At 68.4% G+C, this 14457-nt stretch carries 15 protein-coding genes; 9 read left to right on the top strand and 6 right to left on the bottom strand.

The genetic code is table 11. From position 1 onward, the window contains the following. Window positions 1–10 precede the first annotated feature (10 nt). The 3 genes from ACSMXO_RS21095 to ACSMXO_RS21085 all read right to left on the bottom strand — a co-directional run bounded on the left by ACSMXO_RS21095 (window position 11) and on the right by ACSMXO_RS21085 (window position 4461). Complete coding sequence (locus tag ACSMXO_RS21095; RefSeq protein ID WP_455419055.1) at window positions 11–649, bottom strand: hypothetical protein; 639 nt, start codon at window positions 647–649, stop codon at window positions 11–13. Window positions 650–888: 239 nt separating this feature from the next. Then, on the bottom strand, window positions 889–2451 hold the full coding sequence (locus ACSMXO_RS21090; RefSeq protein WP_455419054.1) for an arabinofuranosidase catalytic domain-containing protein: 1563 nt from the start codon (window positions 2449–2451) through the stop codon (window positions 889–891). 177 nt (window positions 2452–2628) lie between these two features. Next, window positions 2629–4461 carry an RICIN domain-containing protein gene (locus tag ACSMXO_RS21085; protein ID WP_346263528.1) on the bottom strand — a complete coding sequence of 611 codons (1833 nt, stop codon included), beginning with the start codon at window positions 4459–4461 and terminating at the stop codon, window positions 2629–2631. 114 nt (window positions 4462–4575) lie between these two features. Between ACSMXO_RS21085 and ACSMXO_RS21080 the strand changes: the two genes are divergently transcribed. The 5 genes from ACSMXO_RS21080 (at window position 4576) to ACSMXO_RS21060 (ending at window position 9557) form a co-directional block, all read left to right on the top strand. Next, window positions 4576–4701 carry a hypothetical protein gene (locus ACSMXO_RS21080; RefSeq protein ID WP_346263529.1) on the top strand — a complete coding sequence of 42 codons (126 nt, stop codon included), beginning with the start codon at window positions 4576–4578 and terminating at the stop codon, window positions 4699–4701. A 61-nt stretch (window positions 4702–4762) separates the two neighbouring features. Beyond that, window positions 4763–6001, top strand: a complete 1239-nt coding sequence (locus tag ACSMXO_RS21075) for a sugar ABC transporter substrate-binding protein (RefSeq protein WP_455419053.1) — start codon at window positions 4763–4765, stop codon at window positions 5999–6001. A gap of 18 nt (window positions 6002–6019) precedes the next feature. Beyond that, window positions 6020–6991, top strand: coding sequence for a carbohydrate ABC transporter permease (locus ACSMXO_RS21070; protein WP_455419052.1), 972 nt, complete (start codon window positions 6020–6022; stop codon window positions 6989–6991). Next, a complete protein-coding gene (locus tag ACSMXO_RS21065) occupies window positions 6988–7812 on the top strand; it encodes a carbohydrate ABC transporter permease (protein ID WP_346263532.1) in 825 nt (274 codons plus the stop codon). Before ACSMXO_RS21070 ends, ACSMXO_RS21065 begins: the two co-directional genes overlap by 4 nt. Before the next feature lie 32 nt (window positions 7813–7844). Then, on the top strand, window positions 7845–9557 hold the full coding sequence (locus ACSMXO_RS21060) for an amylo-alpha-1,6-glucosidase (RefSeq protein ID WP_455419051.1): 1713 nt from the start codon (window positions 7845–7847) through the stop codon (window positions 9555–9557). A gap of 72 nt (window positions 9558–9629) precedes the next feature. Here the strand turns inward: ACSMXO_RS21060 and ACSMXO_RS21055 are convergent, their stop codons facing one another. The 3 genes from ACSMXO_RS21055 to ACSMXO_RS21045 form a co-directional block, all read right to left on the bottom strand. After that, a complete protein-coding gene (locus ACSMXO_RS21055; RefSeq protein WP_346263534.1) occupies window positions 9630–10643 on the bottom strand; it encodes a LacI family DNA-binding transcriptional regulator in 1014 nt (337 codons plus the stop codon). Window positions 10644–10857: 214 nt separating this feature from the next. Further along, on the bottom strand, window positions 10858–11148 hold the full coding sequence (locus ACSMXO_RS21050) for a hypothetical protein (RefSeq protein WP_455419050.1): 291 nt from the start codon (window positions 11146–11148) through the stop codon (window positions 10858–10860). Between the two features lie 217 nt (window positions 11149–11365). Next, a complete protein-coding gene (locus ACSMXO_RS21045) occupies window positions 11366–11494 on the bottom strand; it encodes a hypothetical protein (RefSeq protein ID WP_455419049.1) in 129 nt (42 codons plus the stop codon). Between the two features lie 181 nt (window positions 11495–11675). Here ACSMXO_RS21045 and ACSMXO_RS21040 point away from each other — a divergent pair, with 181 nt between their 5' ends. From ACSMXO_RS21040 to ACSMXO_RS21025, 4 genes are all read left to right on the top strand, one after another. Beyond that, window positions 11676–12125, top strand: coding sequence for a hypothetical protein (locus tag ACSMXO_RS21040; RefSeq protein ID WP_455419048.1), 450 nt, complete (start codon window positions 11676–11678; stop codon window positions 12123–12125). A 382-nt stretch (window positions 12126–12507) separates the two neighbouring features. Then, on the top strand, window positions 12508–13083 hold the full coding sequence (locus tag ACSMXO_RS21035; RefSeq protein ID WP_455419275.1) for an IS607 family transposase: 576 nt from the start codon (window positions 12508–12510) through the stop codon (window positions 13081–13083). Beyond that, window positions 13080–13811 (top strand): helix-turn-helix domain-containing protein, encoded by a 732-nt coding sequence (locus ACSMXO_RS21030; protein ID WP_455419047.1) that lies wholly within the window; start codon window positions 13080–13082, stop codon window positions 13809–13811. Before ACSMXO_RS21035 ends, ACSMXO_RS21030 begins: the two co-directional genes overlap by 4 nt. Then, a complete protein-coding gene (locus ACSMXO_RS21025; RefSeq protein WP_455419046.1) occupies window positions 13751–14449 on the top strand; it encodes an RNA-guided endonuclease InsQ/TnpB family protein in 699 nt (232 codons plus the stop codon). Before ACSMXO_RS21030 ends, ACSMXO_RS21025 begins: the two co-directional genes overlap by 61 nt. Window positions 14450–14457 lie beyond the last annotated feature (8 nt).

Genomic DNA, 14457 nt, shown 5'->3' with positions numbered 1-14457 from the left:
GGCACGCCGCTCATCGAGGGCAGGCCCCGGCCCTTCTCGATGGCGGTGGCGCAGATGCACCACCGCCCCGATCGCGGCGGTACCGGCCATCGGCGGTACCGGCCGGTCGGGGCGGAGTTCTGCTCTTGGTGACCGGCTTGACCTCTGCAAGATCAGCTGTACCTACTTCTGTACTCCAAGGAGTACCCGACACGTGCTGCGATGCGACCTCGCGAACGGCGCGCTCGTATTGATTCCGGCGGAAGGTGAAGGGGCCGAAGGCTCCGTAGTCGCGTCGAGGACGGAAGGGCTGGACAAAGCCGCGCCAGGTGACAAGATCCGCATCGATGATTACCTGTGCTTCAAGGGGCCAGCAGCCGACCTCGCCGCAGTCACAGCCAAGAAGAGCAATCACGCCCTTGTCTGCCCAGTAGGTGGAATCAGGTTGCCCGACGAGATAGGAGGCCAGGTCACCGAAGTTGAAATGATCAAGGACAACTCCGGCATACGCGCCGGGAACGTCGAACCCGGCCGCGCGCTCGTAGCCCGAGATCAGGTCCACCAAGCTGACATCGTCGACGTACGGCAGAAGTTCCCGACCCGGATCCGGACCGGGACCCCACGGACGGATCTTGAACTGGACTTTTCGGATGGGCATCAGCGGTGGCACGCGGCAAGTTTGCACTCAGCACGGACTGCTGTGAAGGAACGGGCCCGACCACGCACCCGACAGGTCGTAGGGGCGGTCGCAGCGTCCCCTGGCCATCCCCGGCCCTTGGGAGAAGTACTGGGCTGACTGTACGTGGAGCCTGGTCGTCGTCCGAACGAATTCGGCGTCGACGACAGCGTGCGCCGGCCACCACCCGGTGGTGGCCGGCGCACGCTGTCGTGCAGGCGCTGTTGCCAGGATCAGCGGTAACCGGCGCTCACCACGTTGGCCTGTACGGCGTTCTCGGTCGCGTCGGACGGATAGCCGGCGACCATGGCTCCCTCGTAGAAGGTGCCGGCGCTCAGGTTCGCGCCGCCGTCGGGCTTGCAGCAGTCACCGCCACTGCCCAGGATGATCGCGCCCTGCTTCTTCATCGGGCTGTACCCCGGCGGAAGCGCGCCGTCCCACAGCGTGTAGAGGCTGCCCGACTGGGCGTTGCTGCCCTTGATGGCAAAGCGGGTCGTGCCGTTGTTCTTGAGGGTCGCGGTGACGAATTTGCTGGTGAAGGAGCGCTGGTTCGGGTTCCAGGTCTGGCTGCCGCCGGAGAAGAGGCCCCACTCGAGGTCTGCCTGCACCCAGGGGCCGGTGCCGGAGCAGCCGCCGAACCAGCACTGTGTACTGAAGTTGATGGCGTCCATCGCCCCGGCGGCGTCGGCCTTCCTCGTCGTCTCGCTGTTGCCGTAGTCGAAGCAGCAGCCGCCGTTGACGTGGGTGCCGCTGGTCACCATGTACATGCCCTCGGGAGCGGCACCGGTCGGCACTCCGGTCAGGTGCCCGTCCCGCCAGTAGCTGTTACCAGGATTGATGTAGAGCGAGTACGCCTTCGCGCCGCCCACGGTCAGCGACTCCGACGTCGCGATCGCCGGCCTGCTCTGCGGGGAGCCGGGAACCACGCTCGACCCCTGGTACCAGAGGTCATTTCCGCGCCCGGACTGGTCGAAGACGACCGTGATCACGCAGGTCGTGCCTTCGCAGAAGGAGTCCTGCGTCGCCGCGTTGGCGGTGCCGCCCGCGGTAGACAGCCCGATGTTGCGGGTCGTGTTGTCCGAGGAGCGACGGACCTGGTAGAGGTTGCCGGCGTACGCCGCATAGAGTGCCCGCGTCGTGCTGTGCGCCGCAACGCACGGAGTACCGCCGGAGGCGTAGATGTCGCACGGGCGCGTACCGGTCGGCGGCGGGGTGGTCGGCGAGCTCCACTGCTGGTTCGCGCCGCCGTGGCACGCCCACAGGTGGATTTTGGTGCCGTTCGCGGTGCCGTAGCCGCTGGCGTCGAGGCACAGCCCGGAGTGCACGCCGGTGATGGTGCCGTCCGGGTTGACGTTCCACTGCTGGTTGGTCTGGCCGTTGCAGTCCCAGATGATCGCCAGGGTGCCGTTGGCGGTGCCCTGGCCGGAGGCGTCCAGGCACTTGTTGCCGTAGACCGTGAGCTGCTTGCTCAAGGTCCAGGTCCAGGTCTGGCCGGCGCTTCCCTGGCAGTCCCACAGTTGTGTCTGGGTGCCGTTGACCGTGCTGGAGTTGGGAACGTCGAGGCAGCGACCGGACGGGGTGCCGACGATCGTGGTGCTCTGCCCCGGCTCGACGGCAGCCACCGACGACGGTGCGGCGGCGGTGGCCTCGGCGGCGGGAGGCGGGGTGCCGGGGGTGGCACCGACGCCGACGAGAACGCCGACCAGGGCGCCGGCCAGTACGGTCAGACGGACGCGATGGCGTCTCGGGATGGGATCGCGGACCTTTCCTGGCCCACTGCGGGACGGAGTTCGCACGAGGTGGCTCCTCGGAGTCGTGGAAGCGGAGGTCTGTCGATGCGCCACGGGCGGTGGCGGTGATGGCGGATCGATCCGCGGCGATCGTAGGTTTGGGTCGAGATCGGTCAATGAATTCGGCGGAAGCTGGCGCTGGCCGTAGCGCAGGCGGGAAGCGCCGCAACCCCTTCGTGACGCCTAGCGCCCCAGGATCCGCCACGTCTGGTTCAGCGGAGTGCCCTGGCCGGTCGGGTTGCAGGTCCACTGGTGGATCGGCGCCCGTGCCGCCGTGGAGACCGTGCTGACGTCGACACACTTGCCGCTGTGCCGGGCGACGAGTTGGTAGTCGTGCGAGTCGTTGCCCGGGTAGGTCACCCTGCGGAGGGTGAACTGCTGGTTGAGGCCGTTCAGGCAGGTCCACTGGTGCACGGCCGCGCCGTCCGCGGTGGACACCCCGCTGACGTCGAGGCACTTGCCGCTCTGCTGATTGATCACCGTGTACGTGTTGGCCACGCCGGCGACCGGGCGGAAGTTCCAGATCTGCTGGTCACCACCGTCGCAGTAGTTCTGCTGTTGGACGTTGCCGTCGGCGGTGCTCAGGCCCGCGTTGTCCAGGCACTGCTGGGAGTGCTGGGCCACCGCCACCGACTGAAAGCCACCGTCCGAGGGCGGCAACAGGGTGACGGTGTAGGTGTCGGTCTGGTTGGTGTACGGCAGGGTCACGGTGGTGGTGTTGTTGACGACGCCGACCACGCTGTTCGAGACCGTGATCGGCCCCTGCACCGCGCCGCCGCCGTTGTGTGGGATGCGTTGGGTGAGGACCCGCACCTGGTTGTCCTGCACGATGCCGCTGGTCGTGTCCAGGCGTCGCAGGTTGACGGTCAGATTTCCGGTGGTACGACCACCACCGACCAGGACCTTCGCCACGCCGGTCGCCTTGGTGGCGTACGCGTCGTAGGACGGGCTGGCGGTCGTCGCGACGATCTGCCCGGTCTGGGCGGCGTAGTAACGGTAGACCCACCACTCGCCCTTGGGCTGGTGCTGGCCGGCCGAATTGCGGACCAACAGGTTGCCGAGGTCGTTGTGCAGGTTGCCGCCGCCGGCCCAGTTCGCCCTGAGGCCATCCGCGCGGGCCCGCTCCAGACGCGCGATGTACCAGGCGCCGTCGGCCGGGTTCTGCTCGTCGGGGGCTCCGTACTCGTTGATCTGGTACGGGCGCGGGTGGGCGATGCCGCGCGGGTCGAGGGTGGCGTTGGCAGCGGCGACGTTGGCGACCGGGTCACCCGGCAGCGAGTGCCAGCTGATGATGTCCGGCACCGTGTTGGTCGAGCGGACGAAGTCCAGGTACTGGTTCCAGAAGGTGTGCGTCGTCGACGGTACGCAGGCGCAGCTCGGCCCGACGATGAGCTGGTTGGGGAACTCCGACCGGATGCGCTGGTGGGTGCGGCGCCACAGTTCGAGGTACTGCGAGATCGGGCGGTTCCAGAAGATGGTGATGTTGGGTTCGTTCCAGATGTCCCACTGCACGGACAGCCCGGACGCCCGGACGTCGTTGACGAGGCGGGTCAGGAAGTTGTCGTAGTCGGTCCAGTTGCCGTTGTCGCCGGGAAAGCGGGAGATCCCGGCTCCGTCCGCGCCCCACAGGTCATGCGGCAGCAGGATGAACTGGCCGCCGAGGGCGGTGGTCCGACGTGCCTGGGCGAGGGTGGAGCTCCATCGACGGTCGTAGGTTCCGCCGACCCAGCCGCTCCCGGGCAGCTGCGCGCCGCCGGCCCGCATGTACTGGAACTTGACGTCTCGGTAGAAGTGGTCGGCCGGACCGCTGGCGTTCTCGGTCATGCCGTAGATCCAGCCGGACGCGCGGTAGGTCGGCGTACCGCTGGTCGTGGCGAAGTCGACGCTGATCGACTCGTCGGCCGCCTGGGCCGGGGACGCGGCGACGGTTACGGCGGCGGCGAGCAGGCAGCCGACCAGGAGTGGGGCGACGAGCGCGCGGGCTCGTCCTGGCCTGCCGCGGGACGGGGTTTTCACGGGCGGCTCCTTGGTGGGGCGTGGGGGGACGCTCTCCGGAGGGCTGCGCTTGCGAATCGATTCGCACGGATCGTAGGGCGAGGAACTGAACCGTGTCAATGAAGTGACGGTCGGATGAAGTCGGTGTTTCCCGGTGAAACGCTCGATGCGACCGACTATCCCTTGACCACCGGGCATGGCTGGACCTATCTTCGTGCGAACCGATTTCTCGAACCGATTCGCCTCATGACCGGGCCGTGATCCGCCCCGCGACGGTCAACCCGCACCTCCACCTGACGATCGACTTGGAGTGAGGCAACACATGACAGGACTCAGTCGTCGGCGGCGCCTGGCCGCCGTCGCCGTGATAGCGCTGGCCGCAGCGGCAGGCAGTGCCTGCTCGTCGTCCGGCGACGACCCCACCGGCGGTGCCCCCTACCTCGTCTGGGACCCGTATCCGCAGTTCGCCGACGACTCCGAATGGGTCGCGCTGCTCAAGAAGTGCGGCACCTCGGCGGGGGTGACGGTCGAGCGGACCGGCTACGACACCACCGACCTGACCAACAAGGCGCTGCTCGCCGCCCAGCAGGGCAATTCGCCGGACGTGCTGATCGTGGACAACCCGGTCATCTCCACACTGGCCGAGGCTGGCGCGCTCACCACCACCGACGACAACAAGCTGGACGTCTCGGCCATGGAGCCGAACCTGCTCGGCGCCGGCCAGAGCGAGGGCAAGACGTACGGGGTGCCGATCGGGGCGAACACCCTCGCGCTCTACTACAACAGGGACCTGCTGACCGCCGCCGGCGTCGATCCGGCCACGATCACGGACTGGACCTCGCTGACCGCCGCGCTGACCAAGGTCAAGACCGCGGGGAAGAAGGGCATCACCTTCTCCGCAATCGGCACCGAGGAGGGCAGCTTCCAGTTCCTGCCCTGGTTCTGGGGATCGGGAGCGCAACTGACCAGCCTGGATTCGCCGCAGGCGGTGTCCGCGCTGACGCTCTGGACGGACTGGGTCAAGCAGGGCCACGCCCCGAACTCCGTCATCAACAACACCCAGACCACAAGCTGGCAGGAGTTCGCCACCGGGAACTACGCTTTCGCCGAGAACGGCACCTGGCAGCTGGCCAACGCGGAGAAACTCGGCTTCTCGTACGGCATCATCGCGATCCCGGCCAGCGCGGGCGGCCCGGCACCGGCGCCCACCGGCGGTGAGTTCGTCTCGATCCCGGTGCAGGAGAACACCGGCCGGTACGAGACGTCGCAAAAACTCGTTGCCTGCCTGACCAGCGCCGACAACCTTCTCACCACCGACACCACGCTCTCCTACGTCGCACCCGTCGCCGCCGTCCAGGAGCGGCAGGCGGCTGCGGACCCCAAGCTCAAGGTCTGGGTGGAGGCGGTTCGGGCGGCCAAGGGCCGCACCGGTGACAACCTCGGCACGAAGTACCCGAAGATCTCCGAATCCCTGTGGACCGCGGTGCAGGCAGCGCTCAGCGGCGGGAAGTCGCCGCACGAGGCGCTGACCGCCGCGCAGGCCGCGGCCGCGACCAGGTAAGCGTGCCGAACCGACACCATGCCGTCCACGACACAGACCTCCACCGCCGCACGGGACCGGGGTGGGGCGGCGACGGCCGCCCCACCCGAGCCTCTGCCGTCCCGGGTCCGCCGGCCCAGCCGATGGCTGGCGTGGGGCTTCCTGGCACCCGTGACCGTCTACCTGATCGCCTTCTACGCCTACCCGCTCTACCGCAATGTCGAGTTGAGCCTGCGCGAGTACAGCGTCCGCTCCTTCGTGCAGGGCGGCGCGCCCTTCGCCGGCCTCGACAACTACTGGACGGTCCTGACCGACCCGGCCTTCGGGCCGACCCTGGCGCACACCCTGGTCTTCACCGCCGTGTCGCTCGTCTTCCAGTTCACCATCGGGATGGCCCTGGCCCTCTTCTTCCACCAGCACTTCCCGCTGTCGCGCACGCTGCGGGCGTTGATCCTCGTACCGTGGCTGCTGCCCCTGATCGTCTCGGCGTCGACCTGGTCGTGGCTACTCAACAGCGACTCGGGGCTGGTCAATGCGGCGCTCGGCCTCGTCGGCATCGACCGGGTCAACTGGCTCACCTCGCCGGGCTGGTCGCTCACCTCGGTGATCATCGCGAACGTCTGGATCGGCATCCCGTTCAACCTGGTGGTGCTCTACAGCGGCCTACAGGCGATCCCGGCCGAGTTGTACGAGGCGTCCGCGCTCGACGGCGCGACGGGATGGCAACGGTTCTGGTCGATCACCTTTCCGGTGCTGCGCCCCGTCTCCGCGATCACGCTGCTGCTGGGGTTGATCTACACGCTGAAGGTCTTCGACATCATCTGGATCATGACCCGGGGTGGTCCGACCGACTCCTCGGCCACCCTCGCCACCTGGTCGTACCGACTCGGCTTCGGCAATCTGCTGCCCGAGTTCGGACCGGGTGCGGCCGTCGGCAACCTGCTCATCGTGATGGCCCTGATCGCCGGGCTCGGCTACATCCGGGTCGAGCGGAGGCAGCACCTACGATGACCACTTCGACACCTCGGGCCTGGTGGAAGACCGGCATCGGCGTGGTGCTGACCGGGCTGATGCTCTTCCCCGTCTATTGGATGATCAATGTGTCGTTCACCCGGGACCAGAACATGCGGGCCAGCCCTCCACACCTGATCCCGACCGACGGCACCTTGGACGGCTACCGGGCGGTGCTCGACCAACAACTGCCGTACCTCGGCACCAGCCTCCTGGTCGGCCTCGGCACGGTCGCGCTGACCGTGGCGCTGGCCGCTCCCGCCGGATACGCGCTGGCGAAGCTCCGGCCGCCCGGCGGTCCGGCGCTGAGCTTCGTGCTGCTGATCGCGCAGATGATCCCGGGAATCATCATGGCGATGGGCTTCTACGCCATCTATCTCAATCTCGGCGTCCTGAACACGCTGCCCGGGCTGATCCTGGCCGACTCGACCCTGGCGGTGCCGTTCGGCGTGTTGATCTTCACGGCCTTCATGTCCGGAATTCCCGACGAGCTGCTCCAGGCCGCCCTGGTCGACGGCGCTGGTCGGCTGCGGACCTTCTGGTCGGTCGTGCTGCCGGTCAGCCGCAACTCGATCATCACGGTGTCGCTCTTCGCGTTCCTGTGGTCCTGGTCGGACTTCGTCTTCGCCTCGACCCTCGCCGGCGGCGGCGACCACCAGCCGATCACCCTCGGCATCTACCACTACATCGGCAACAACAACCAGCAGTGGAACGCCATCATGGCCACCGCTGTCGTCGCCTCCATCCCTGCCGCCGTGCTGCTGCTCCTGGCCCAGCGGTACGTCTCGACGGGCGTGACCGCCGGCGCCGTCAAGGACTGACCACCCGCACCACAGAAGGGCATCCGCCACCCATGACCGTCGCCCCGTCCGGTCCGGAATTCCCCATCCAGGACATCCCGTTCAGCTACCGCGGATCCTGGTTCAACATCTCCCCGGTGGTAGCCGAGAAGACGTACGCCGACGATCTGCACCTGGTCTCCCACCAGACCGGGCTGCACCCCGTACTGCGCCTCGCACCCGCGGTCGCCGGCACCACGGTCGTCGCCACGCCCGCGCTGCTGACCTGGCGGAACGGCATGGACCGGATCGAGGCCGTCTACGACGGGACGGAGACCCTGCGGATCCGGGGCCGACGGCTCGGCCTGCGGGTAGCGGCGGCCGCGAGCACCCTCACCCCGTTCAGCGGCACCTACCTGTACCTCGACCCGGTCGACGGGTCGCATGTGTTCACTTCGTACGAGACCGGTCGCCGCTACCGGATCACGGTGCTCTCCGGCGCTCTTGAGCGGACCGACGGCGTGGAGGCGCTCGGCACCGCTGACCGGTCCCTCGAACTCGCCGGCGACCAACCCTGGGAGATCGCGATCGAGGAGTACGCTACCGCCCGCCGTCCGTACGCCGGATCCGTCGCCTTTGAGCAGTTGTGCCACGACCGGATCGCCGAGTTCACCACGTTCGTCGACGCGGTCGCGCCGTGGCGCGGTGCGGACACCCCGGCCGCCGAGCTGGCCGCATACGTACTGTGGTCAGCCACTGTCGCCCCGGCGGGCTTCGTCACCCGGCCGGCCGTCCTCATGTCCAAGCACTGGATGGACAAGGTATGGAGCTGGGACCACTGCTTCAACGCGATCGCCCTGGCGGCCGGCGAGCCGGAGCTGGCCTGGCACCAGTTCCACCTGCCGTTCGACCACCAGGACGAGGCCGGCGCCCTACCCGACTCGGTCACCCACTCCGAGGTCCTGCACAACTACGTCAAGCCCCCCATTCACGGCTGGGCCCTACGACACCTGCGCCGACGCCTTTCCCGGCAGCCGGACCGGGCGGCGCTGGCCGAGACGTACGACCGGCTGGCCCGCTGGACCGGGTTCTGGCTCGACGCGCGCCGAGCCCTCGGCCAGGATCTGCCCCACTACCAGCACGGCAACGACAGCGGCTGGGACAACGCGACCACCTTCGACGACGACCGGGTCCTCCAGACGGCCGACCTCGCCGCGTTCCTGGTCTCGCAGCTTCACTGCCTGGCCGACCTCGCCACCGAGCTCGGCGAGCCCGCCGACTTCTGGTCCCGGGAGGCCGACCGGATCCGCAGGGCCATGCTCCGGGACCTGTGGGACGGCGAACGCTTCACCGCCCGCAGCCCCCGTACCGGGCAACGGCGGGCGAGTCGCAGCCTGCTCGACCTGATGCCCGTCGCGCTCGGGGCCGACCTGCCCGCGCCGGTCGCCGCCGCACTGGCTCGGGGCGCGGAAACTCACCTGACCACGCACGGGCTGGCCACTGAGCCGCCGGACTCGGCCCACTATGTTGCCGACGGCTACTGGCGTGGGCCGATCTGGGCACCCTCCACCGTCCTCGTCGAGGACGGCCTGCGGCGGGCCGGACAGACCAGGATCGCCGACGACATCAGTCGACGATTCCTCGCGCTGTGTGAGAAGTCCGGGTTCGCGGAGAACTTCGACGCCGAAACCGGTGCCGGACTCCGGGATCGCGCGTACACCTGGACCGCCAGCAGCTACCTCATCCTCGCCGCCGCCCAGGAGGAGCGGCGGATAGCGGGTGGGTAGGTAGCGGCACCGACTGAGCAGGCCCGGCCTGGGCCACCGAGGCCAAGGCCCCGTTCCGGGCCCTCGGCCGGTTCAGCGGGACCAGACTGGACCGGTGCTGGAGCGCAACGAGATGGGCGGGCTGTACAGCCGGTGGCGGGGCACGGCCCCGGGCGTGGCGATGATCTCCAGCAGCAACGACACGGCCTCGGCGCCCATGTCAACCATCGGAACGTCCGCAGCGGTCAACGGCGGGCGGAAATCCTCCGCCCAGTGCTGGGCGGCGACGCCGGTGACGGAGAAGTCGCGCGGCACGGAGAGCCCGGCGCTGGTCAGTGCACGCTGCATCCCGGGTAGCGCGGCCTCGTTGATGGTGGCCACCGCCGTGACGTCCGGATGTGTCGCGAGCAGTTGTTCCACGCACGCCTCGCCGGAGGCCGTGTCGTCACCGCAGCAGACCTCCACGCCGGTCATCCCCCGCTCCGCCGCCGCCGCCCGGAAACCAGCAAGCGCTCGATGGCTGGGCCCGTAACCCGCGGCCACCAACTCGGCGGAGCGGTTCACGAGTGCCACGTGCCGGTGCCCCAGATCGGCCAGGTGGTGCACGCACCGGGCGATCAGCCCCGCGTAGTCGATGTCGATCCAGCTCATGCCGTGCGGCTCGGCGGTCCGCCCGATCGTGACGAAGGGCAGACCGGCCTTGGCCAGCCGAGTCACTCGCTCGTCCGCCAACCGGATCTCCATCAGGACTACACCGTCCACCCGACGTCCGGTGACGATCCGCTCGAACGACCGGTCATGGTCGCCACCGGACGGGGAGAGCAGCACATCGAGGTCATGGCGAGCGGCGGCCTCGACGACGCTGGCGACGAAACCCAACTGCATGTCGGTCAACCGCTGGCTCGCCGGAGGGATCACCAGCCCGAGGGTGCGGGTGCGTCCTTCCTTCAGAGCACGGGCGCTGGCGTTCGGTCGGTAGTCCAGCTCGTCGATGACCGCCTGGATCCGCTGCCGGGTCGCCTCCGACACGGTCCGCTTCCCGCTCAGCACGTAGGAGACGGTGCTGCGGGACACCCCCGCCCGGCGGGCGATCTCCCCGATGTTCATACACGCCCTCGAATCGATTCTCTCCCCGACACGGGGACGCACCACGCTTCGCCGACGAGCATATCCGTCCTGAATCCCGCCCCTGGCGCAGGAACTGCTGCACAGCCACCATTCGCGCAGGTTGACGATCTTCGTCTGTTGGTGACTGCCGCGGGAACGGTCTGACCACGATCCCTGTCGCGCCTGCCGACCAGTCGCACCGTCAGGATGTTGCTCAGCCTGCGGAGGGCGTCGTCCCCGAGGTAAGGGTTGCACCGAACGTGAGTGCGTCCGCCAAGTCTCGCAAGCCATCCGGATCGACAATGAACCGGGTCTCGATCTGAATCCTGTGGATCTGCGGATGTTCGCCGAGAACGTCCGCGAGCTGTGATGTTCCCGAACGACCCGTACCCGCTACGAAGATCGGTGAGGGGGCAGACATGGCGTAAAGCTGAGTCTCGGCACCGCGCCCGCGCCAACGAAAATAGACGATGGTCGCGCCGCGATCCTGGAGGTAGGCGGTCACGTCCTGGACCCTGGCGTCGGCGCCCACCTGGCCGGTGCCGGCGAGTTGGGCGAGGGTCTCGGTCGGATGCGGCGTTCGGGCCAGTAGATCCAGCGGGGATGTTCGTCGGGGTTGGTGTGGGCGCTGGCGTAGCCGTGTCGGCAGCGGTAGCCGGGATGCCCGTGCACCCAGTGCGGTTGCGGCCGCCGCCCGCACCGCTGGCAGATCAGCAGACCGGTCAGCGTGTACGCCCGGGCTGATCAACATGCGGTGTCGCCGCCGCGCTGGTCTGCTGCACCGCGCGGAGGTCGGCCTCGCTGACCAGGACGGCACGGGTGCTGAGCAGCAGTGCCCTCGTATCTGCCATGACGTGGCCCTGCACGCCCAGGTCGAACATACGGCGATGACGACCTCCGCCCGAAATAATTGGGTATATGCGCTCTCGCGTTCTCCTGGTCGCCGCAGCAGCACTATCAGCCCTGCAAGGCTGCACCGCAGCGGAGCCATCAGCCCCGGAGCGCCACCCGCCAGCCGTCGGGCAGCCCGTCGTGCTGGACACGCGCGCACGTTGGGAGACCTCCGCCTGGTTGGCGGCCCAGGGCTCGTTCTGCGTACGCGCCGCCCGCACAGACGGGCACCGGGATGACCGGGTGACCGAGACGATCTTCTGTGACCCGGCGCCAGCGGCTCTGGACACCATCGGTCCACCGCTACTGCCCGACAAGCCGCAGCCCTACGCCCTGCCCCCGGACCCGCAGGAGCAGAAGATCATCCTGGTCGGAACCGTACGCGGCGACATCACCAGCGTCTCCGTGACCATGTTCGGTCAGACCGCCACGAGCACGGTTCACCGGCTGCCCGCGACCGGTGACCGCCAGGTCGGCGCCTACGCGGTGTGGCTTCCCCGTAGCGGCCCCGAACGCGACGGCATGAAACTCTCCGACATCACTGCCGTCATCGGCCGCAACGCCGCCGGAAGCATCGTCGCTCAGCTGTGACTGGAGGGCAGCCTCGGCCGGGAACGGCCCCTCCCGCTACTCGATCTCCCATCTTTGTCCGCCCCTGCCACCCACTGCGCCAAGTACCGACGAAGATTCAGCGCCGTAGACCCCTGAAGACCACACCTGGCCTTCGCATCGGACCCCGGCGCTCGTGATGCTCCGTTGCACACCAGTTCTCGGATCGCCGCGATCATCGTCGAGACACCCGGTTCCGGCGCGATCAGCTGATCGACGGCCCAGAAGTAGCTGCCGTTCGCAACCTCACCTGTCTTACGCCGGCATCCGGTTGGGTGTCCGCGGCCTGCGGCGGTGCGAGGTAGCTCTGAGGGCAGATCGGGGTTCGGGGCAGTTGCCGCTGTAGTAAGTGATAGATGTAATGGTGAACTTGAAAGAGTGGGCGAAGCGGGAAGGAGTCCACCCGGTCACGGCGTATCGCTGGTTCCGGGAGGGCAAGCTGCCCGTGCCCGCTCGACGAGTCGGCGGCCTGATCCTGGTAGAGCAGCACGCGGAGGCGTCGTCACCAGAAACCACAGTGGTGTACGGCCGCGTGTCGTCTGCCGATCAGAAGGCCGACTTGGATCGACAGGTCGCCCGGGTAACCGCATGGGCGACTGGGCGGAACCTCGTTGTGTCCCGAGTCGTTACCGAGGTCGGGTCCGCGCTCAACGGACGCCGCAAGAAGTTCCTGGCGTTGCTGCGTGACCCGACCGTCACGACGATCGTGGTCGAACACCGGGACCGGTTCGCGCGTTTCGGCGGCGAGTACGTCGAAGCCGTGCTGGCCGCGCAAGGCAGGCGGCTTTTGGTGGTCGACCCGGCCGGGGTGGACGACGACCTTGTGCGCGACATGACCGAGATCCTGACGTCGCTGTGCGCTCGTCTGTATGGACGGCGCTGTGCTGCGGACCGAGCCCGCCGCGCCGTCGAAGCGGCCACCGAGGGCGACCCGGCATGAAGACGATTCAGGCGTACCGGTTCGCCTTGGACCTCACCCCGACCCAAGAGCGTGCGGTACTCGCGCACGCCGGGGCGGCACGGTTGGCGTACAACTGGGCGTTGGCTCGGGTGAAGGCGGTCATGGACCAGCGCGCGGCGCAGCGTACCTACGGTGTGCCGGATGGTCAGCTCACCCCGGCGGTCGGGTGGTCGTTGCCCGCGTTGCGCCGGGAGTGGAACGCCGCGAAGGGTGGTGTGGCACCGTGGTGGCGGGAGTGTTCGAAGGAGGCATTCAACACCGGCCTGGACGCGCTCGCCCGCGCGTTGAAGAACTGGGCCGACTCCCGCGCCGGTAAACGTGCTGGCCGTCCGGTCGGGTTTCCTCGGTTCAAGTTCCGACGCCGCACCACACCGTCCGTGCGGTTCACCACCGGCACGATCCGGGTCGAGCCCGACCGCATGCACGTGACGCTACCCAGGCTGGGCCGATTGAAGCTGCACGAGTCCGCTCGGAAACTCGCACGCCGCGTGGACAACGACACCGCCCGGATCATGTCCGCGACCGTCCGGCGCGACGGTGGCCGCTGGCACGTCTCGTTCACCGTCGAGGTCGAACGCGCCGACCAGGTACCGGCCAAGCCACGTCTGTGGTCGGCATGGACGTCGGCGTCACGCACCTTGCGGTGTTGTCCACCGGTGAACTGGTGGACAACCCGCGCCACCTCGTTGCCTCGCAGGCCCGGCTAGATGCCTGGGGAAGAGCGCTGTCGCGTAAGAGCGGCCCCGACCGGCGTACCGGACGCCGCCCATCGAAGCGGTGGGAACGGGCGTCCGCGCGGCTTGGCCGTGCGCACGCCCGGGTCGCTCAGCTGCGCCGCGACGGCCTGCACAAGCTCACCACCCGGCTCACTCGTGAGCACGGCACGGTCGTGGTCGAAGACCTCAACGTGGGCGGCATGCTGCGTAACCGGCGGCTGGCCCGGCATATCGCTGACGCCGGATTCGCCGAGATCCGCCGTCAACTCGCTTACAAGACCTCATGGAACGGTGGCCGACTGATCGTGGCCGACCGTTGGTATCCGTCCTCGAAGACCTGCTCGGGCTGCGGCGCGGTGAAAGCCAAGCTGGCCCTGTCCGAGCGTGAGTACGACTGTGAGGCGTGTGGGCTGGTCCTGGACCGGGACCTCAACCCCGCACGCAACCTGGCCGCTGTTGCGGCCGAGTTCGACACCGCCGGGAGTGGCCCGGTGGCAGCACGTGGAGCCGACCGTAAGACCCGTGCACGCGGGCTGGCGGCTGTGAAGCGTGAACCCGGCACGGCGTCCGCCGGTCAGACCGGGACCGTCCCACCGCAAGGCGGGACTACTAATCACGTGCTCACCTAAAGTGCACT

Source organism: Plantactinospora sp. DSM 117369 (assembly GCF_053764795.1).
This window is presented reverse-complemented; position numbering and strand designations above follow the sequence as displayed.